Origin of the sequence: Lacihabitans lacunae (assembly GCF_042649125.1) — a bacterium.
GTDB lineage: Bacteria > Bacteroidota > Bacteroidia > Cytophagales > Spirosomataceae > Leadbetterella > Leadbetterella lacunae.
The window spans coordinates 3,346,237-3,366,758 of record NZ_JBHRYQ010000001.1; the positions used below are offsets into that span (position 1 = coordinate 3,346,237).

The 20,522-nt window shown below is 34.8% G+C and carries 14 protein-coding genes; 12 read left to right on the forward strand and 2 right to left on the reverse strand.

Annotated elements, in window-relative coordinates; translation table 11 throughout:
- Positions 1 to 28: 28 nt before the first annotated feature.
- Positions 29 to 3,397, forward strand: coding sequence for a transcription-repair coupling factor (gene mfd, locus ACFOOI_RS14515; RefSeq protein ID WP_379838725.1), 3,369 nt, complete (start codon positions 29 to 31; stop codon positions 3,395 to 3,397).
- Between the two features lie 46 nt (positions 3,398 to 3,443).
- Positions 3,444 to 4,712: an SUMF1/EgtB/PvdO family nonheme iron enzyme gene (locus ACFOOI_RS14520; protein ID WP_379838726.1), complete on the forward strand. Its 1,269-nt coding sequence runs from the start codon at positions 3,444 to 3,446 to the stop codon at positions 4,710 to 4,712.
- A 56-nt stretch (positions 4,713 to 4,768) separates the two neighbouring features.
- Here ACFOOI_RS14520 and ACFOOI_RS14525 read toward each other — a convergent pair whose 3' ends face one another.
- Positions 4,769 to 5,461 (reverse strand): ComF family protein, encoded by a 693-nt coding sequence (locus tag ACFOOI_RS14525; RefSeq protein ID WP_379838727.1) that lies wholly within the window; start codon positions 5,459 to 5,461, stop codon positions 4,769 to 4,771.
- A gap of 16 nt (positions 5,462 to 5,477) precedes the next feature.
- Between ACFOOI_RS14525 and ACFOOI_RS14530 the strand changes: the two genes are divergently transcribed.
- From ACFOOI_RS14530 to ACFOOI_RS14570, 9 genes are all read left to right on the forward strand, one after another.
- Entirely contained in the window at positions 5,478 to 5,837 is a 360-nt protein-coding gene (locus tag ACFOOI_RS14530; protein ID WP_379838728.1) for a hypothetical protein, read from the forward strand.
- A complete protein-coding gene (locus tag ACFOOI_RS14535) occupies positions 5,834 to 6,598 on the forward strand; it encodes an exodeoxyribonuclease III (protein ID WP_379838729.1) in 765 nt (254 codons plus the stop codon). The genes ACFOOI_RS14530 and ACFOOI_RS14535 overlap by 4 nt, the downstream gene beginning before the upstream one ends.
- Before the next feature lie 43 nt (positions 6,599 to 6,641).
- Positions 6,642 to 9,938 carry a coiled-coil domain-containing protein gene (locus tag ACFOOI_RS14540; RefSeq protein WP_379838730.1) on the forward strand — a complete coding sequence of 1,099 codons (3,297 nt, stop codon included), beginning with the start codon at positions 6,642 to 6,644 and terminating at the stop codon, positions 9,936 to 9,938.
- A 53-nt stretch (positions 9,939 to 9,991) separates the two neighbouring features.
- Positions 9,992 to 11,854, forward strand: a complete 1,863-nt coding sequence (mnmG, locus tag ACFOOI_RS14545; RefSeq protein ID WP_379838731.1) for a tRNA uridine-5-carboxymethylaminomethyl(34) synthesis enzyme MnmG — start codon at positions 9,992 to 9,994, stop codon at positions 11,852 to 11,854.
- Positions 11,851 to 13,443 carry an Ig-like domain-containing protein gene (locus tag ACFOOI_RS14550; protein ID WP_379838732.1) on the forward strand — a complete coding sequence of 531 codons (1,593 nt, stop codon included), beginning with the start codon at positions 11,851 to 11,853 and terminating at the stop codon, positions 13,441 to 13,443. Before mnmG ends, ACFOOI_RS14550 begins: the two co-directional genes overlap by 4 nt.
- Before the next feature lie 376 nt (positions 13,444 to 13,819).
- The gene (locus tag ACFOOI_RS14555; protein WP_379838733.1) at positions 13,820 to 15,622 is read left to right on the forward strand and encodes a tetratricopeptide repeat protein; all 1,803 of its coding nucleotides are present in this window, start codon (positions 13,820 to 13,822) and stop codon (positions 15,620 to 15,622) included.
- Between the two features lie 124 nt (positions 15,623 to 15,746).
- On the forward strand, positions 15,747 to 16,652 hold the full coding sequence (locus ACFOOI_RS14560) for a hypothetical protein (RefSeq protein ID WP_379838734.1): 906 nt from the start codon (positions 15,747 to 15,749) through the stop codon (positions 16,650 to 16,652).
- A gap of 7 nt (positions 16,653 to 16,659) precedes the next feature.
- Entirely contained in the window at positions 16,660 to 17,613 is a 954-nt protein-coding gene (gene nadA, locus ACFOOI_RS14565) for a quinolinate synthase NadA (RefSeq protein ID WP_379838735.1), read from the forward strand.
- 15 nt (positions 17,614 to 17,628) lie between these two features.
- Positions 17,629 to 18,357 carry a 3'-5' exonuclease gene (locus ACFOOI_RS14570; protein WP_379838736.1) on the forward strand — a complete coding sequence of 243 codons (729 nt, stop codon included), beginning with the start codon at positions 17,629 to 17,631 and terminating at the stop codon, positions 18,355 to 18,357.
- Here ACFOOI_RS14570 and ACFOOI_RS14575 read toward each other — a convergent pair.
- Complete coding sequence (locus tag ACFOOI_RS14575) at positions 18,354 to 18,812, reverse strand: hypothetical protein (RefSeq protein WP_379838737.1); 459 nt, start codon at positions 18,810 to 18,812, stop codon at positions 18,354 to 18,356. The genes ACFOOI_RS14570 and ACFOOI_RS14575 overlap by 4 nt on opposite strands.
- 421 nt (positions 18,813 to 19,233) lie before the next feature.
- Here ACFOOI_RS14575 and ACFOOI_RS14580 point away from each other — a divergent pair, with 421 nt between their 5' ends.
- Positions 19,234 to 20,520 carry a NupC/NupG family nucleoside CNT transporter gene (locus ACFOOI_RS14580; RefSeq protein ID WP_379838738.1) on the forward strand — a complete coding sequence of 429 codons (1,287 nt, stop codon included), beginning with the start codon at positions 19,234 to 19,236 and terminating at the stop codon, positions 20,518 to 20,520.
- Positions 20,521 to 20,522 lie beyond the last annotated feature (2 nt).

Below are 20,522 nucleotides of genomic sequence, written 5' to 3' on the forward strand. Positions count from 1 at the left end.
TGCTTTTTACTAATAGATTTTTTCGCTTTTGAACGCCCAAGACTTTTTAAAAATATATACTGAAGATAGCTTTGTAAAGTCATTTGTGCAGAGCCAGTCTAATATTCAAAACATTCAGCTTATTGGCTTGTCTGGTAGTTTGACTGCCGTGATGTTTGCTGCTGTTTTTAAAAATGACCCAAAGACAAGGATTATTGTTTTAAACGATAAAGAAGACGCCTTGTTTTTCTTTAATGACCTCCAAAATCTCTTTGGTTTTGAAAGTCCATTGTTGGGGTATTTTCCGGCCTCGTTTAAAAGACCCTACGAATACGAAGAAATAGAAAATGCGAATATAGTTCAAAGAACAGAACTTTTAAACAGGCTAAACTCTAGCACTGACCCAATCTTAATCGTTACTTACCCCGAGGCACTTTCTGAAAAAGTAATCAGTAAGAAAACACTATTAGCCAATACTTTACACTTAAAAACGGGTGATAATCTCGACCTCAATTTCATTACAGAAATGCTGGTGTCGTATGATTTTGACAAAACAGATTTTGTGTACGAAGCTGGTCAGTTTGCTATTAGAGGTGGAATTTTTGACATTTTTTCTTATGCTTCTGAGCAGCCCTACAGAGTAGAACTTTGGGGAGACGAAATTGAGTCAATCCGTATGTTTGACCCAGACTCACAGCTTTCTTCTAAAACAGTAGAAAGCATAAATATTTTGCCTAACATTCAAGACAAAATCAGTAAGGAAGAAACCGTTCCGCTCTTTAGTTTTTTGCCGGCTAACACACCCACTTGGGCCACTGATGTTTCTTTCGTTTTAGATAAAATAGACGACAACCTCGAGAGAATAACCAGTATTTACGATCAAAAACAAGCTGCAGGCGGTGATATTAATTTATTACTAAAACCAAGTCATTCGTTTATAGATCGAAATCAAGCCTTAAATTACTTTAAAACTGCACCTACAGTAGAGTTAGGAAAAAGAGCGTTTTTTAAATCTGCCGAAAAAATAAGTTACGAGTCAAAATCTCAACCTTCTTTTAACAAAGACTTTAATTTACTGATAGACGATATCACCGAAAATCAAAGTAAAGGATTTAGCTGTTACGTAAGCTCAGACTCTTTAAAACAGCTCAACAGACTTGAAACCATTTTTACTGAAATAAACCCAAGTCTTCGCTTTTTAAGTGTATCGGCAAATTTTAAAGAAGGATTTATAGATCTGCAGAATAAAATTTTAGTTTATACTGATCATCAGATCTTTGAAAGGTTAAATCGATATAAACAAAAAGACAGCCATTCAAAATCAAAAGCTCTAACAATAAAAGAGTTAAAGTCGCTACAGGCCGGCGACTACGTAACACACGTAGACTACGGTATTGGTCGCTTTGCAGGTATGGAAACCATCGATGTTTCCGGCAAAAAGCAAGAGGCTATCCGACTGATATATAAAGACAATGATCTACTGTTTGTAAACATTCACAGTTTACACAAAATAGCCAAATACTCAGGCAAGGAAGGCGAACCGCCTAACATGAGTAAACTTGGAACCGGCGATTGGGAAAACAAAAAATCGAAGGTAAAACGCCAAGTAAAAGACATAGCCAAAGAACTAATTGCACTTTATGCCAAGCGTAGAGAGGTTCATGGCTTTGCATTTTCTCCCGATAACTACATGCAAATAGAGCTGGAATCTTCATTTATGTATGAAGATACTCCTGACCAAGCCTCTGCCACAGCCAAGGTGAAGGAAGACATGGAAAAACCATATCCGATGGATCGTCTCGTGTGCGGTGATGTGGGTTTTGGTAAAACAGAAGTGGCCATTAGAGCGGCTTTTAAGGCAGTAAATGACTCTAAACAAGTAGCGATACTGGTTCCTACCACTATTTTGGCCATGCAGCACCACCGAACTTTCGCAGAAAGGTTAGCCAAAATGCCCGTAAATGTAGATTACATAAACAGATTTAAGTCGGCCGCTGATACCACAAAAACCCTAAAAGCACTAAAAGAGGGAAAGGTAGATATTGTAATAGGTACGCACAAATTGATCAACAAAAGTATCGAGTTTAAAAACCTCGGTTTACTAATTATAGATGAAGAACAAAAATTTGGCGTAAAAGCAAAAGATAGAATAAAAGAGCTTAAACTAAACGTGGATGTGCTAACGCTGACCGCAACACCCATACCAAGAACACTCCATTTTTCGTTGATGGGAGCCCGAGATTTATCAGTTATAGCTACCCCGCCGCCTAACAGACAGCCTGTTACCACGCACGTGGAAATGTTTAAAGAGGAAATTATCCGTGACGCCATCAGTTATGAATTAAATAGGGGAGGACAAGTGTTTTTTGTTCACAACAGAGTAAATGACATTGATTCTATTGCAAATATTATCTATCGTTTGGTGCCTGAAGCCAGAATAGGAGTAGCACACGGGCAGATGGAAGGAGATAAACTTGAAAAGGTTATGATGCGTTTTATTGAAAACGAAATCAACATTTTAATTTCCACAAATATCATAGAATCAGGCCTTGACATACCAAATGCCAACACCATAATCATAAACCAAGCACACATGTTTGGTCTTTCGGACCTACACCAAATGCGTGGTAGAGTAGGGCGATCAAACAAAAAAGCGTATTGCTTTTTGCTAGTGCCACCTACTTCAGGCTTAACCAAAGATGCTCGAAAAAGACTGCAAACTTTGGAGGAGTTTACTGACTTGGGCGACGGCTTCAAAGTAGCCATGCGTGACCTCGATATCAGAGGGGCCGGTAACCTTTTGGGCTCTGAGCAAAGTGGCTTTATCAATGACCTTGGCTATGATATGTACCACAAAATTTTGGATGAAGCAGTAGCCGAACTAAAAGAGAAAGAATTTAAAGATTTGTTTAAAGACGAATTGTTAGGTAAAGTATTCAAAATAGAAGACTGTCAAGTCGAAACTGACTTAGAAATTTTAATACCAGATACTTACATAAGCAATATATCGGAGCGTTTGTCTGTTTATAACAGTATAGATGCTCTCAAAAATAAAGAGGAACTTAATATATTTAAACAATCTTTGATAGATAGATTCGGAAAATTACCGAATGAGGTAGTTACACTTTTTGAGGTAGTAAATGTGCGTTGGAAGGCCGAGAACATCGGTTTTGAAAAAATCACATTGAAAAATAATATCCTCAAAGGGTTTTTCGTTTCAGAAAAGCACCAAGAATATTATCAAACGGACAAGTTTGGCAAAATTCTTGATTATATAAAAATGCATCCAAAAGAGTGTAGTTTAAAACAAATAAAAGAGAAGTTGATATTTACCGCCGAAAAAGCCACCAATATTGACAAAGTCAGAGATTTATTTGATAAAATACTTACATTCATTGGAGAAAAACAGAACAATTGATTTTAAAATAATCTATTTTTGCGAAAAATTTCAAATAAAATTTAGAATGAAGAGACTAGTATTAGGTGTTTCATTGCTTACACTTACTCTTTTTGCAACTACATCTTGTAGTAAAAGTAAGAAGGTAACCAGCTTAAATCCAGGTAAGAAAAGTAGAACTACTGGTGCGGCGTATGCCAAAAAAGGAAAAGAAGGTTTTCAAGTGTCTGACTTTGCAGGACAACCAGCAGGGCCAAACATGGTGTTTATAGAAGGAGGACGTTTCACGATGGGAACACTTGAAGAAGATGTTACCTACTCAAGAGATAACATTGAGCGTACGGTAACAGTAGCTTCTTTTTATATGGACGAAACCGAAATAGCCAACATTGACTGGCTTGAGTATCTATATGCTGTAGAAAAAGACTCAACTAGAGAATTTGTACTTTCAGCTTTGCCAGATACCACGGTTTGGGCAAACGAGATGTCATTTAATGACCAATACGTTGACCAATATTTAAGATATCCTGGTTTTAGAAACTACCCAGTTGTGGGTGTGTCTTGGATTCAGGCAAACGATTACTGTAAGTGGCGTTCTAATGTAGTAAATACTGGATTAGCTGAAAAATACGGTAACGGTGGCAAAAAAGGTGGTTTCAAATTACCTTTTGGAAAGAAAAACAAAGGTGCTGAAGCTGTAGCTGAAGTTAAACCTACAAGTGGCCGTGTGCCTATCGAAACAGGTATCAATATCCCTGACTTCAGACTTCCAACAGAAGCTGAATGGGAATACGCAGCCAAAGGTATGATCGGAACTCAATATATCGACGAAAACCAATCAAACCAAAGAATTTACCCTTGGGATGGCTCAGCTATGAGAAAATCAAAAGGTAAAAACAAAGGACAAATGATGGCCAACTTTAAAAGAGGTAGAGGTGACTACGCCGGTATCGCTGGAAAGTTAAACGATCATAACATTATCACTGCTGAGGTTTATTCATTTGCTCCAAATGATTTTGGTCTTTATAACATGGCCGGAAACGTAAATGAGTGGGTTTATGACCTTTACAGACCAAACTCTTACCAAGATTTCAACGATTTGAACCCAATTCGTAGATCTGATTTCCAAGATGAGGCGAAGTTATATGACAAAGAAAACTTTAACTCACTTATTGACAATCAAATGAGAGTTTACAAAGGTGGATCTTGGAATGACGTAGCGTATTGGTTATCACCAGGCACAAGAAGATACTTCGCTCAAGATTCTTCATCTGCAAACATTGGATTTAGATGTGCAATGATATCTGTAGGACCACAAGGAAAAAGAAAATTATAAAAAGCTAATACATAAATCTCGAGCCGCTAAATTCTGAATTTAGCGGCTTTATTGTTCTATACGGCAGCAGCTAACGTTATAATATACAGTTCTTTACATCCAGCTTCTATCAATACCTCTCCGGCTACTTCTAGGGTAGAGCCCGTAGTTAAAACATCATCTACAAGGGCTATTCGGTTATCTTTCACAGCCTCCAAATCATTTATACCAAAAACACCTTCAATATTTTTAAATCTATTAAACCTGCTTTTAGTTTTTGTTTGCGACATCGTAAAAGTGTTCCTCACCATTACATCCTCAGAGTAGGGGACACCCAATGATACCGAAAGTCCTTTGGCAATGTGGTCTGCCTGATTGTAGCCTCTCATTTTTAGTTTTTCCTTGTGAAGTGGTATTCCAATCAGCAAATCTATCTTTTCATTAAAATTTACATTTTTTAACTCATTACCATACATTTTTCCAAGATATTCTGCCAATTCGGGCTTATTTTTGTACTTCAGTGCGTGTAAAATGTTTTGTACCTTTCCTTTCTTTGTGAACCTTAGAAACGAATAGGTATTTTGAACGTTAATTTTACCCCAAAACTTTCTTTCAATGCTTTCTGTTTCAGTTAAGTGAGATTGTGTTTTGGGCAAAGTCATTAAACAACCCAAACACAGGTGTTTTTCATTAAAAGTGAGCGGATCCTCACATGAAACGCAAATGCGTGGATAAACAAAGTCCAAAACGTGGTTAATAAAATTTTTCATGTGTGAAAACAGATATATGAATACCGAAATTAGTGATAATAAAGAAATATGGTTCAATTTAGTTCGTTTTTTAACACAAACAACGGGCAAAAAACCTTCTGACTTAAATGCCGTATTATTTTTAATTGGTTTACAAGAGCTTGGAAAGGGAACTGCAAGTTTTTCAAAAGAAGAAAAACAAGATTTGATACATATAGCTGTTTGTAAAGTACTTAGCTTAGGTGATTATTATACATTAGATGGACTAGACGCAGATGGGTGGCCGCATTGGACCTTACAAAAGGAATTACCGTCTTTTGATCTTATAAGTCAAGAAAACCTGCTAAAACACTATGTAATTGAATATTTTAGAACCGAAGTAGGAGTACACATATGAAGATAATTACATTTAACGTAAACGGAATTAGATCGGCCCTTAACAAGGGCTTAGAAGAGTGGCTAAAAGTCCAAAATCCTGATATTTTCTGTATTCAGGAAATTAAACTTTCAGAAACTGAACTAGTAGAACCTATATTTTTAGCTCTTGGCTATCACTGCTTGTGGTACCCAGCTGTTAAAAAAGGTTACGCAGGAGTGGCTATTTTGAGCAAGATTAAACCCGAAACTGTACAATACGGAATAGGAGTGGAGCAATACGACTCAGAAGGCAGGACCATTTTAGCCGATTTCGGAGCATTTCGTGTATTGAGTGCATACTTTCCATCTGGAACTACAGGTGACGTCCGTCAGGAGGTTAAAATGAGCTTTCTTGATGATATTTATACTTTTCTAAACGAAGAAAAACTAAAAGACAAACCATTGTTCGTATGCGGAGACGTAAACATCTGTCATACAGAAATAGACATTCACAATCCTAAGGCAAACGCTAAAACGTCCGGATTTTTACCCGAAGAGCGTGCTTGGGTTAGCAAATTTGTGGACAGTGGATACATAGATTGTTTTAGACAAATAAACACAGAACCACATCAATATTCATGGTGGTCGTACAGAGCTGGGGCAAGAGGGAAAAACTTAGGTTGGCGTATCGATTATATATTTGGATCAGAAAATACAAAGCCACTCCTAAAAAACGCACAAATACATGCAGATGTATTTATGTCTGACCATTGTCCGGTATCTATAGAAGTAGATATTTAAGAATCATTACTTATTAAAGTATTGATTATAAACATATTATGATATGAAAAAGGGTGTAGAAATAAGTCAGTTACTAGATAAAATTTCAGGTTATAAAAAAAAGTATTACAAAAACTTACTTTTTAAAGGTTTACTCATAGGGTCATCTTTGCTTTTAGGTGCCTATATATTAATCAATTTACTTGAATATTACGGAAGGTTTGGCTCTACTTCGAGAGCAATTTTACTTGTAAGTTTCTTATTATTAGCTATTTACACCCTATTTTTTTATATACTAAAGCCCATATTCTATTTATTTAAAATAAATGAACCGCTGAGCGACCACCAGGCAGCACAACAAATCGGGCAGTTTTTCCCAAATATTAAAGATAAGCTCTTAAATACACTTCAATTAGCAACAAGTCTTTCAGAAAGCGACAATGCCCTACTAGAAGCCAGCATAGCTCAGAAAACGAAAGACTTAAAATTATTTCAATTTGCAGACGCTGTAAATCTAAACGAAAACAAAAAATATCTCAAATACGTGATCCCTCCAGTGCTCGCCATAATTTTAATTTCGGCTATAGCACCTTCTATTTTTAAAAGCACAGAGCGTATTGTTTATTTCAAGAAAAATTTTGCTGAGCCCGCTCCATTTCATTTTGAAATATTAAACAAAGACCTAAAGGCAGTAAAGAACGAAGATTTTAAACTTAACTTAAAACTAGTAGGAAATGCAATACCCGAAGAAGTCTATTTGATTTCGAATGACAGAAAATTCAAAATGGATATAAAGGACACTAGAAATTTTGAGTATACATTTTCTAACGTTCAAGAATCCACAGATTTTCATTTCGAAGGAGGCGGTTTTACCTCAAATACTTTCAACTTAGACCTTATTTCAAGGCCTAGTTTGCTTTCATTTAGCGTAGACTTAAGATACCCTTCTTATTTAAACAAAACCTCTGAGGAGTTTGATAATGTAGGAAATTTGATAGTTCCAGAGGGTACCCAAATAGACTGGAAATTTAAAACAGATGAAACAGATGCATTGAAAATTATCTTTGATGAAAAGAACAGTGTTGAGGTTACTAAAGGCATGTTTTCAGATTTTCGTTTTGGAAAAAAAATAAAACAATCTGCTGCATACGAGATAAGTTTAAAAAATAAGATCTCTGCCAATGCTGATAAAATATCGTACTACATAAACGTAATACCTGACAAATACCCACTCATTAGTTTAGAACAAATTAAAGACACCACTCTTTTCAATTATATCGGAATAGGAGGGAGCGTATCTGATGATTATGGATTAACTGATTTCAAATTCTTCTACAGAAAAAAATCATCTGGTAAATCTACTGAGCCTTTTAAAGCAGCTGACGTACCTTTTAATAAATCATCACTTTCTCAAACATTCTTTTATCAAGTAAATATTCAAAGTCTTGGTTTAGATAAAGCGGACCAATTAGAATATTATTTACAAATAACGGATAACGATGGTGTAAATGGTAGGAAGTCTACGAAGACTTCTATTCAAAACTTTGCTATGCCCACAGCACTTGAGTTTGATAAAGATATAGATAAGCAAATAGAGAAAACCGAGGATAAGTTTGAAGATGTTTTGAAAAAATCTAAAGACTTCAAAAAAGCATTAGATGACTTAGACAAGGATTTAAAGAAAAAGAAAGAATTAGATTTTCAAGATAAAAAAGAAATAGATGATTTATTGAAAAAGAAGCAAGAGCTAATAGATGACTTGAAAGAGTTACAGAAAGAACTTGACCAATTAAAAGACAAACAAAACAGGTTTGAGAAACAAAGCCCCGAACTTCAAGAAAAAATGGAGATGCTTCAAAAGATGATTGAAGAACTCATGAAGACTGAAGATACCAAAATGTTGGAGGAACTTAAGAAAATGATGGAACAGCAACTAGATGATAAGTCGCTTAACCAACTTGATAAAATCAACAAAAACGAACGCAACTTAGACAAGAATATTGACCGTACGCTAAAGTTATTTAAAAACCTGCAACTAAAACAAAAAGTAAATGAGGTAGTAAAAGACTTGGAAAAATTAGCCGAAAAGCAAGAAGAGCTAGCTAAGAAAACCGAAGAAAATAAAAAACCAAACGAGGATCTTAAAAAGGAACAAGAGAAGCTTAATAAAGAATTTGAAGAGAAAAAAGAAAAACTAAAAGACATAGAAAAGCTTAGTAAAGAACTCAAAAAAGAAGTAGATACCCAAGAAGAAAAACAAGAAGAAATATCGAAAGACCAAGAAAAAGCCAAAAAGGATTTAGACAATAAAGACAGCAAACCCGCAAGTGAGAACCAAAAAAAGGCTGCCAAGAAAATGAAAAAAATGGCAGGTGAATTACAAGAAGCTATGCAAAGCGGTGAAATGAAACAACTCGATATCGACATTGATGCTTTACGTGAAATACTTGAGAACCTTATAAAAGTATCACATGATCAGGAAAACATCATGAAGAGTTTTAGGTCAATTTCATTAGCTGACCCTCGCTTTATAAAGCTCTCTCAAGAGCAACTTAAAATAGCAGATGATGCAAAAGTAATTGAAGATTCACTATACTCCCTAGCTAAAAGAGTAATGCAAATAGAAAGCTTTATAACTACTGAGGTTACAGATATGAGAAATAATATTGACGAATCTGTTCAGTATATCAAAGACAGAAAATTACCTCAAACTGCTTCGAAGCAGCAGTTCGCTATGACCTCTATGAATAACTTGGCGTTGATGCTTAGTGATACGTTCAAACAAATGCAGCAGATGATGGCCAACATGTCTGATCCTGGTTCGGGCAAAGGAAACAAGCCTGGCGACAACCCAATGCCTACTGGAGAACAACAAAAAGAGTTGAATAAAAAAATTCAAGGATTAGGCTCAAGCGGAATGGGTGGTAAGCAGTTGTCCGAAGAATTGGCGAAATTAGCAAACGAACAAGCCAAGCTTAGAAAGCAACTTCAGGAAATGAAAGATAAACTGAATGGTACCGAAGCTGGCAAGAAGGTGGGCAATACCTTAGATGAATTACAAAAACAAATGGATGAAAGCGAAAACGACTTAGTCAACAAACGCATAAATCCAACATTATTTAATCGTCAAAAACAAATTGAGACAAGATTACTTGAAGCTGAAAAAGCGATAAAAGAACAAGAACTTGACCCCAAAAGAAATGCAAAAACAGGAGTGACCTTTAACAGAGCCACACCACCTGACCTTGAAAAATTCAAAAGAGAGAAAGAAAAGCAAGTAGAACTATTACGAACTACCCCGCCAAACTTCACTCCATTCTATAAAAAACAAACTGATAACTATTTCAAAAGAATAAATTAACTGTTTCACGTGGAACCAGAATTCAAAATGTTTCACGTGGAACCAATACTTATATGTTTCCAAAATACGATGTTATTGTAGTAGGTGCCGGACATGCAGGATGTGAAGCTGCACACGCAGCCGCTACTATGGGTTCTCAAGTTTTATTGATAACCATGAACCTTCAAACTATTGCACAAATGTCATGTAACCCAGCAATGGGCGGCGTAGCAAAAGGTCAAATAGTAAGAGAAATTGATGCACTTGGAGGAATGTCTGGTATCATAAGCGATGAAACCATGATACAATTCAGAATGCTGAATAGATCAAAAGGACCTGCAATGTGGTCGCCAAGATGTCAATCTGACAGAATGGAATTTGCATTAAACTGGAGAGACAAACTTGAAAAAAATCACAATGTCAGTTTCTGGCAGGAGATGGTAACAGGTTTAACTGTCAAAGATAACCGAGTAACAGGAGTAAAAACCTCACTTGGTTTAGAAATAGAAGCAGATACAGTGGTATTAACCAACGGTACTTTCTTAAATGGGAAAATACATATTGGCGAAAAAAACTTCGGTGGGGGTAGAACAGGGGAGTCCGCAGCATTTGGTATAACAGAACAATTGGTAGAACTTGGTTTTGAATCAGGCAGAATGAAAACAGGAACGCCACCAAGAGTAGATGGTAGATCAATAAATTACCAAGCTATGGAAGAACAAAAAGGAGACGAAAATCCTGAAAAGTTTTCTTATACAGATACACCTCATCTAGTTAATCAAAACAGCTGTTGGATATCATTTACAAACCTCGCCGTCCATGACGAACTAAGAAAAGGTTTTGATAAATCTCCTATGTTCAACGGTAGAATCAAAGGTCTAGGTCCTCGTTATTGCCCATCAGTAGAAGACAAAATAAATAGATTTGCAGATAAAGATAGTCACCAAATATTCTTAGAGCCTGAAGGTAGATCAACCATAGAAATGTATGTAAATGGGTTTTCTACTTCTTTACCCGAGGATATCCAATACAAGGCAATAACTAAAATACCAGGGTTTGAAAATGTAAAAATGCTTAGACCGGGTTATGCAATTGAGTACGATTTCTTTCCACCTACGCAATTAAAATTAACACTTGAAACTCAGTTAATAGAAAACCTATATTTTGCAGGCCAAATAAATGGAACAACGGGATACGAGGAAGCAGGGGCCCAAGGTCTAATAGCTGGAATAAATGCAAGTTTAAAAAGTCAGGAAAAACATCCATTTGTATTAAAAAGAAATGAAGCCTACATAGGAGTACTCATAGATGACCTTGTAAACAAAGGTACAGATGAACCATACAGAATGTTTACATCTAGAGCTGAATTCCGTACAATACTTAGACAAGACAATGCGGATATTCGTCTAACTAAAAAAGGGCACGAGATTGGATTAGCAAGTGACCAAAGATTAGAAAACGTAAATCAGAAAATAAGTAAATCAGAAACTTTGTATCAAGAACTACAAGATTTAAAAGTCCAACCAGACGAAATAAACGATTTTCTTGAATCTGCAAATTCAAACAAAGTAAGAGAAAAAGTAAGCTTTTATAACCTACTTAAAAGACCAGAATTAAATCTGAATCAAATGGTAGAAGCCAATCAATCTTTAAAAGATTTAACAGAAAGTCTAAAACCTGAAATATTAGAACAAGCAGAGATACGTGTAAAGTATGAGCGATACATAGAAAAAGAATTAATTCTAGCAGAAAAACTAACCAAGTTTGACGACTTAAAAATTAATCCTGATTTTGAATATGAAAAACTTACCTCTATCTCTATAGAAGCAAGACAAAAACTCAAAAAAATAAAACCGCAGACTTTGGGACAAGCATCACGTATTAGTGGAGTTTCTCCAGCAGACATATCTGTTTTAATGATTCAACTAGGAAGATGAAAATTTTAAGTTCATTTATTGTATTGGCATTTTTATCGATTGGTTGTGCACAATTTGTACCACCCACCGGTGGACCACGAGATGTAACACCTCCAAAACTTTTAACATCTATACCAGAAAATAAAAGTATAAATTTCGATGATAAAAATCTAGAGTTGACATTTGACGAATATATCGATATAACATCACTCAAGCAGGAGTTAATAATAACACCAGAGCCAAAAGCTTTTTACAATGTTAAGCTAAAAGATAAAACTGTAAAATTAGCCTTTGAAGAAAAACTAGATACAAACACTACGTATACCTTTAATTTCAGAAATGGAATAAAAGACCTAAACGAAAAAAATCCAGCTAATAACTTAAAATTAGTACTCTCAACAGGCCCAAAAATTGACTCTCTGAGCATTTCAGGGAGAATAATAGACATAGATAGCAAAAAGCCTATTTTAGACGCTACAGTAGGCATTTACACGTTAATTGACACTATTTTATACTATAACAGGAAACCTAATTATTTCACAAAGTCAGATTCAACTGGGAGTTTCAAATTTGAAAACATTAAAAACAATACATATAAATTATTGGCTTTTAAAGATAAAAACTCCAATCTAATTTTCGACCAAAAAAATGAAATGGTAGGATATATACCAGACACTATAAAATTAAATAAAAACCTACAACTTGATACAATACAGCTCTACAGAGCCAATTTGGAAAACGTAAAAATAAAAAGACCAATTTCGAGAGAAAGACTATTTAAAATTCAATTAAACAAAGACATTATAGACGCAGAAATAAAATTTGATAAACTTCAAAACGAACTAAGTTTTCAAATTGAAAAAAGCGAAATAAACCTATTTAAATTAAACGAAGCTTTAATAGATACCGTATTAGCAACTATAGTAACCACAGACTCATTACTACATAAAGATACACTAACACAGAAAATATATTTTATGGAACCCATAAATTCAAACAAAAAGAAAACACTTGAAGTAATGGGTATAAGTACTAATATCAAAAACAATGCATATGTAAATAATGAAATAGAATATAAACTCACATTCCAATACCCAATAGTAAGAATGGACAGCTCTAAAATTATATTCTTATCTGATACAATAGCAAAAGACAAACCCAAATTTAAATGGAAATCTAAAAATGAATTACAGATATCAGTAAATTCAACCGCAGCTAATCAAGTGGAACTTAGGATACCCTCTAACACATTTGAAAACTACAAAGGCGATACAAACAGCAACTTCAGTATTTCAAATAGAATAATTAAACCAGATCAAACCGGAAGTATAGAAGGTAGCACATCTAACAAAACAGATTCTAAAATAGCAATCCTAATAAATGTAGATACCCAAGAAATAGTTGACGAAATAACGTTTGTTGAAAACTTTGAATTCAAAAACATAATACCCGCCTTATACACAATCAAAATAATTGTGGATAAGAACAAAAACGGAATATGGGATCCCGGAAACCTAGAAAAACAAACAATGCCTGAAAAGATACTTATAAACAGTATTCCGATAAAAGTTAGATCAAATTTTGATTTAAAAGACATATATATCAATTAACCTGTGGATAAGTACGTTAATAACGTAGAATTAGAGTGGAAAAGTAAGGATGTAAAATGTTGAAAAGAAGGAGAAGTGTAGAAAAAGTGAATTATAAACAGTGGAAAAACTCCAAACTACCAATTTATAAAAACTTATCTACAAGATAAACACGTCACAAATAATGCTCAATTAAAACAATCAGAATTAAAAAAGTAATTAACATAGCACGATAATTGACTGAAAAACAATCATATAATTGTGAATAAACTCAATACTTTTCCACAGAAATTTTTAATTATAAACACAAAAAAGAATAAAAATAAGTAATCCACATATCAACAGACATTAATAATAATTAACAAAAAATTAATATATATTTAATATTAATACTATTATGAGAGTTCAAATTTTAACAGCAATATATATTTTGTTTCTTGCCGTCGGGGCTTTCGGTCAAGAGCTCGATTTGGCAGATGCATATTTCAAACAAGGCGAGTATGAAAAAGCTGCTGAATACTATAAAAAATTAAGTGGCAATAAAGACCAAGCCAGATTAATACATGATAATTATTTGAGCACTTTATACAAATTGAAAGATTACGATACGGCCTACAAATATGTGAAGGCTTTAATTAAAAACAATCCGAATGGAATTGTGTACAAAGCAGATTTGATTCAGATTATTGACATGTCTGGTAAAACTGCAGAAGCTGAGCTAGAATATAACAAACTCATAGAAGAATCAGCAAAAATAGATGCTTACGTTTATGAACTTCAGAATTTCTTTTACAAAGCCAACAAAATAGATTTAGCCATTAAGCTTTTACTTACTTCAAGAGAAAAAAGTAACAATCCTACTAAATTCGATACGCAATTAGCCCGTTGGTACCTTTTTGTGGGTAGAAAGGATAAAATGTTAGAAGAAGTGTTTGGTTATGGGCAAAGGAGTAAAAACTTCTCATATGTGCAAGCTACTATCCAAGACAACATCAGAGAAGAAGCCGAAATAGAAATGCTAGAAGCCATGCTTTATGCTAAAATTCAAGAAAACCCCAACGAAACCTTCTTTAACGAGATCTTGATTTGGCATTTTACTCAAAAACAGGACTTTGCTAGAGCATTTATCCAGGCACGAGCTATTGATAAACGAAATCAGTTGGAAGGCATGAAAGTTTTTGAGTTAGCAGGCATGGCGTATACATCAAAAGACTTCAAAAACGCGTCTAGGATGTACCAATATGTGATGGATGAATACCCAGGAGGGGATTTCTATATTGCGGCCCGTAGGTGGCTAATACAGAGCAAAGAGGAGCTTATTAAGAATACGTTCCCTATTGACAAAGCAGATATTAAAGACTTACTGAGTCAATACAACAAATTGATATCAGAATTGGGAATAGGACCAAATACCATGGAAGCTCTCAGAAACATGGCATTGTTGCACGCTTTTTATCTAGATGAGCACGATAAAGCCATCGAAATATTGGAAACTGCTATAAAAGCGGCTAAAGTAAATACCAAATTTAGAGATCAATGTAAATTAGACTTAGGAGACATTTATATCCTAAAAAACGAGCCTTGGGAGTCAACTTTGCTTTATATGCAAGTTGAAAAGTCTCAAAAAGAAGATAATTTGGGTGAAATAGCAAAACTTAAAAATGCAAGGTTACAGTATTACACGGGTCAGTTTGAGTTATCAAAAGACATCTTAGATATTCTTAAAAAAGCCACAACAAGAGAAATTGCAAATGACGCACTGCAGCTAAGTCTGCTAATTCAAGATAATACGGGTTTAGACACCTCAGAAGTAGCGATGTCTGAATTTGCAAAAGTGGATCTATTGATTTTTCAGAATAAATACGATGAGAGTATAAAATCACTTGAAGTTTTAGCAAAAAAATACGAAACCCACAGCTTAGCAGACGAAATTCTGTGGTTGAAAGCCAATACGCTTCTGAAAGTCAATAGGGTAGAGGAGTCAGTTGCGGATCTTGAACAAATTTTGAAACTATACCAATTTGATATTTTAGCTGATGATGCCTTGTTTTTATTAGCCAAAATTAAGGAGGAAAATCAAGATGATAAGCCAAAGGCGATGGAACTTTATAGACAATTGTTGAAAGATTATCCGGGTAGTATATATGGAGCACAGTCAAGAATTAGATTTAGAGAACTTCGGGGAGATTTTGTTAATTAATTGACCAACAGCTACTTAAATGTGGATATCTATTAAATAATATGGATAACTTCTATTTTTAGAGTTTTGTGATTTACATTAAAATTTATTAATCTTATATTTGACAAAATAAAGAAAAGCAAAATTGAAAATAATAAAATACATAGTAATACTACTTTCATTTTTAAGTCAATATGCTATTGCCCAACAAAAAAATTGTCTTTTAACCAAAACTTCAGTTCAGCAATTTGGCAAAATAATTTGGTCAGAAATAATCACGTACGATAAGTTTGATAACATTATTCAAAAAGACAATACGTTTGATAATCCTTTGGAGGGATCGTACACTAAATCGATTAAGAATACTTACAATAAAAACAATAAGCTGATTGTGAGCCAGACTTTACTAAATGGAAAACTGATTAATCAATTAAGTCAGGAATTTGGAGAGGCGGGAAATTTGGTAAAAACCATCAATAACAATCAAATTTCAGAAGTAGCGTATGCAGTAGGTTCAGAAATAAAGCTCATAAAAAATAATCAAGGTGAAATCATCAGTAAAGAAGAAACCAATAAAGACAACTTAGGTCGCACTCTTAAGTTTTCCAGGTATCTTTCTGACACCTTAGAGGTATCTCAAATCTTATATAATTATTCACCACAGAATAAAACCCTATCAATTGAGAATAAAGATTTAAGTGCAAAAGTTTTTGTAAAAAATGAATATACCTATGATTCTAATCTTAATTTAGAAAAAGATTCCGAATATCTAAACGGTATATTAAATGCACAAACAAACTACATATACGAAGGAGAAAAGCTTATAAATAAAGCTCGTTTTAACAAAGTAGGTAAAAAAGAATACGAGATTAGCTATGTGTATAACCCTGTGGGTGATGTTGAAAAACAGATATATACAAGTTCAAATGGTGAAAAATCAGAGATAAATATCTCATATGATATAAAAAGAAATAAAATTTTAGAGACCGAATCAGATTATTTTGGTCATATATTTAAGACAACCACGTACGAATATTCTTGCAAACAATAAATATAAAATGGAAACAGCCGATTACATCAGAGAAATTAACAGATTAAAGAAGGAAAAAAATGCGGTTATTTTAGCCCACTATTACCAAACTTCAGACATACAAGACGTAGCAGACTACATTGGAGATAGCCTTGGCCTTTCGCAAGAAGCAGCCAAAACAGAAGCTGACATGATAGTCTTTGCTGGAGTAAGATTTATGGCAGAAACTGCAAAAATTCTTTCACCAAGTAAAAAAGTAGTTTTACCCGATATTAATGCCGGTTGCTCATTAGAAGAGTCAGCTCCTGCAGATAAGTTTATAGCCTTCAAAGCTCAGCATCCTGACGCTGTCGTTATATCATACGTAAACTGTTCAGCAGAATTAAAGACATTAACGGATATTGTCTGTACAAGTACCAACGCTATCAAAATAGTGGAAAGCGTACCCAAAGACAAAGAGATAATATTTGCTCCAGACAAAAACTTGGGTGGATACATAAATAGAGTGACTGGTAGAAATATGATCCTTTGGGACGGAGCTTGTATGGTTCACGAAGCATTTTCAGCAAAACTTATAAGCGACCTCAAAGAAAAGCACCCAAATGCCTCAATAATAGCTCACCCAGAGAGTGAAGAACCTGTTTTAGAGTTAGCAGATTATATCGGATCTACTACTGGATTGCTAAAACATACCATAAATAGTCCTGAAAAAGAGTTCATAGTAGCCACTGAATCAGGCATTTTGCACCAAATGCGTCTCGCTTCGCCTGATAAAATGTTTCACGTGGCACCAACAGCAAAGAACGGTCATGCATGTATTGCCTGTTCAGATTGTCCACATATGAAACTCAATACCATGGAGAAGTTGTATGCATGCCTGAGAGACGAATCACCAGAAATTTTGCTTTCTGAGGAAGTAATCGAAAAGGCAAGAAAGCCAATTGACCTTATGCTAGAAATCTCGGCAAAACACGGACTTTAATAATCACTAACCCAAATGGCTGAACCCAAACTTTTATTAAAAAACATACTCTTTATTGATATTGAAACAGTTTCATTAGAAGCTGAATTTTCATTATTGCCCGAAAGGCTACAAGCACTGTGGGAAAAGAAAGCAGCAAAGCTCAAAAATGAAGACGAACTTTCACCTGCTGAAATGTTTTTCGCCAGAGCCGCTATTTATGCAGAGTTTGGTAAAGTATTGTGTATTGGGGTAGGTGGTTTTTTTGATAACCAAAAAGGCGAACAGATATTTAAAGTAAAAACATTAAGAGCAGACTCTGAGAAAGAGCTGCTTTTGATGTTTAAAAATACCCTTGAAAATCATACAGCTAAACAGAAGTTAACACTTTGTGCACATAACGGGAAAGAGTTTGATTACCCATATTTGTGTAGAAGAATGCTGATAAACGGAATAAAACTTCCCGAAGTTCTGGATATTTCATCTAAGAAACCTTGGGAAGTTTTTCATTTAGATACCCTAGAGTTCTGGAAATTCGGAGATTATAAAAACTTCACTTCCTTAGACTTGCTCGCTGCCATATTTGATATTCCTTCATCTAAAAATAATATAGACGGATCTGAGGTAAACAAAACCTATTACTTAGAAAAAGACGAAGATAAAATAGCCGAATACTGTAGAGAAGACGTAGTGGTTTTGGCTCAACTTTATCTCAAGCTAAATGGACTAGAAATTATAAAAAGTGAAAATATTAGGAGGGCCTAAAAAGAAAAGCCAAGACTAGCTCCAAAAACCGACAATCCACCGCTATTCGATGAAAGTATGTCAAAAGGATTCCATGATAGACTACCATGAGAGTAGTTTGGCGTATATTGAATTTTGACAAAGATAACTTTCGGTTTCGGCGGAATATCAAATACCACTTGTTGACGTAAACCGATTATTCCAGTAGCCACGTGCTTAGGTGCTGAAATACCATAAAATATGGGCGTATATGAGGCTCCAACTTCCCCAAACCATTCAAGTGCTATCTTTGAAGGAGTAGATTTACACCGCATAGAGACCCGCATCTTTACTCTTCTTTGGAGGTTATTTACATTAAAATTTTGAGTAACACCTACTGGCAGCGATATTCCGTTATTTACCCAACCAAAGCCTGTTGATTTTTTTGAGCCGGGTACAAACCCCACACCATACCTCAGCGTAGTGAATGATTTCATTCTACGGTTTACGGCATTTTCTATGTTTACAGAAAATATTGGACTAGAAGCAAAGGTTTCGATAAGAACCGCCCTTTGATATCGCGTCCGATAAGAAATTTGACTAAAACTAGTATAAGAAAGACATAGTAAAAGCCAAAAAATGAATTTGAGCTTCACGGATTTTATGAGTTAAAAAAGCACTTGTGACACAAAAGAAAAATAAAAAATTGGCTAATCGCTGATTTTGGGTAAAAAATTTTAATTATTGGCCCCATTTATTCGGTTTTTCTATTATTTGGTCATAATTGGTGTTTACTAATGGCCAAAACGAAAAATTGATTTATATATTTTCATTATTCCAATAAGTGATACAATTTTAGTCCGTAAAACTAAAAATATTGCATAAAATGTATTTAATTCACGTTTTCTTAATCATAATATGCAAAAATATATAGGTATTTTAGGAATAGCAGTCCTTTTAGGAGTAGCTTATTTATTGTCAAACGACCGAAAAGCCATTAATTACAAAGTAGTTGGGATCGGACTTATCGTTCAGTTATGTCTCGCCTTTGGTGTTCTCAAAATTCAATTTGTAGAAAACATATTTAATTTCATCGGGAGGTTTTTTGTACAGATTCTAAACTTTACTAGATCTGGATCTGAATTTCTTTTAGGAAACATGATGAACGTGCAGAGCTTCGGTTATGTATTTTTATTCCAAGTGATACCCACAATCATTTTCTTTTCTGCCCTAACCTCACTTATGTTTTATTTGGGAGTAATACAGGTAATAGTTAAAGGTTTGGCCAGTGTATTAACGCGACTTTTAAAAGTATCCGGTGCTGAAGGACTTTGTGTGGCAGGAAATATTTTTCTTGGACAAACAGAAGCTCCACTTATGATCAAAGCCTACCTAGAAAAAATGAATAGATCAGAAATGATGCTAGTCATGATAGCCGGAATGTCTACCGTAGCCGGTGGTGTATTGGCTGCTTATATCGGATTTTTAGGTGGTGGTGATCCCGTAAAAGAAACGGAGTTTGCTCGCCATTTGCTTGCAGCATCAGTTATGGCGGCTCCTGGAGCTATCGTAATCGCAAAAATTTTATATCCACAAACGGAGGAAATTAACTCAAATATTGTGGTTAGCAAAGAGAAAATAGGAACAAACATACTAGATGCTATTGCTACAGGTACCACCGAAGGACTAAAACTTGCAGCAAACGTAGCCGCCATGTTATTGGTTTTTGTAGCGTTCATTGCAATGGTAAACTACGTGTTGGGAGATTTAATAGGCCAATATTCAGGACTAAACGATTATATTTCGCTTCATACACCTTATAAGAAGTTTTCACTTGAAACTATACTGGGTTTAATATTTTCACCTTTAATGTGGGTGATTGGCGTAGCAAAAGAAGACGTGATGCTAATGGGGCAGCTTTTGGGTATCAAACTAGCAGCTTCTGAGTTTGTAGGATATATTCAGTTAGCAGAGCTTAAAAATGCAGCAAATGCCGTACACTTTACAGAACAAAAATCGGTGATAATGGCCACGTATATGTTATGTGGTTTTGCAAACTTTGCGTCTATAGGTATTCAGATCGGAGGAATAGGTTCATTAGCACCTAACCAAAGAAAAAACCTTTCGGAATTTGGCCTAAAAGCAGTAATCGGCGGTAGTTTAGCTTCGTTGCTTTCTGCTACTTTTGCAGGCTTGCTGTATTAATT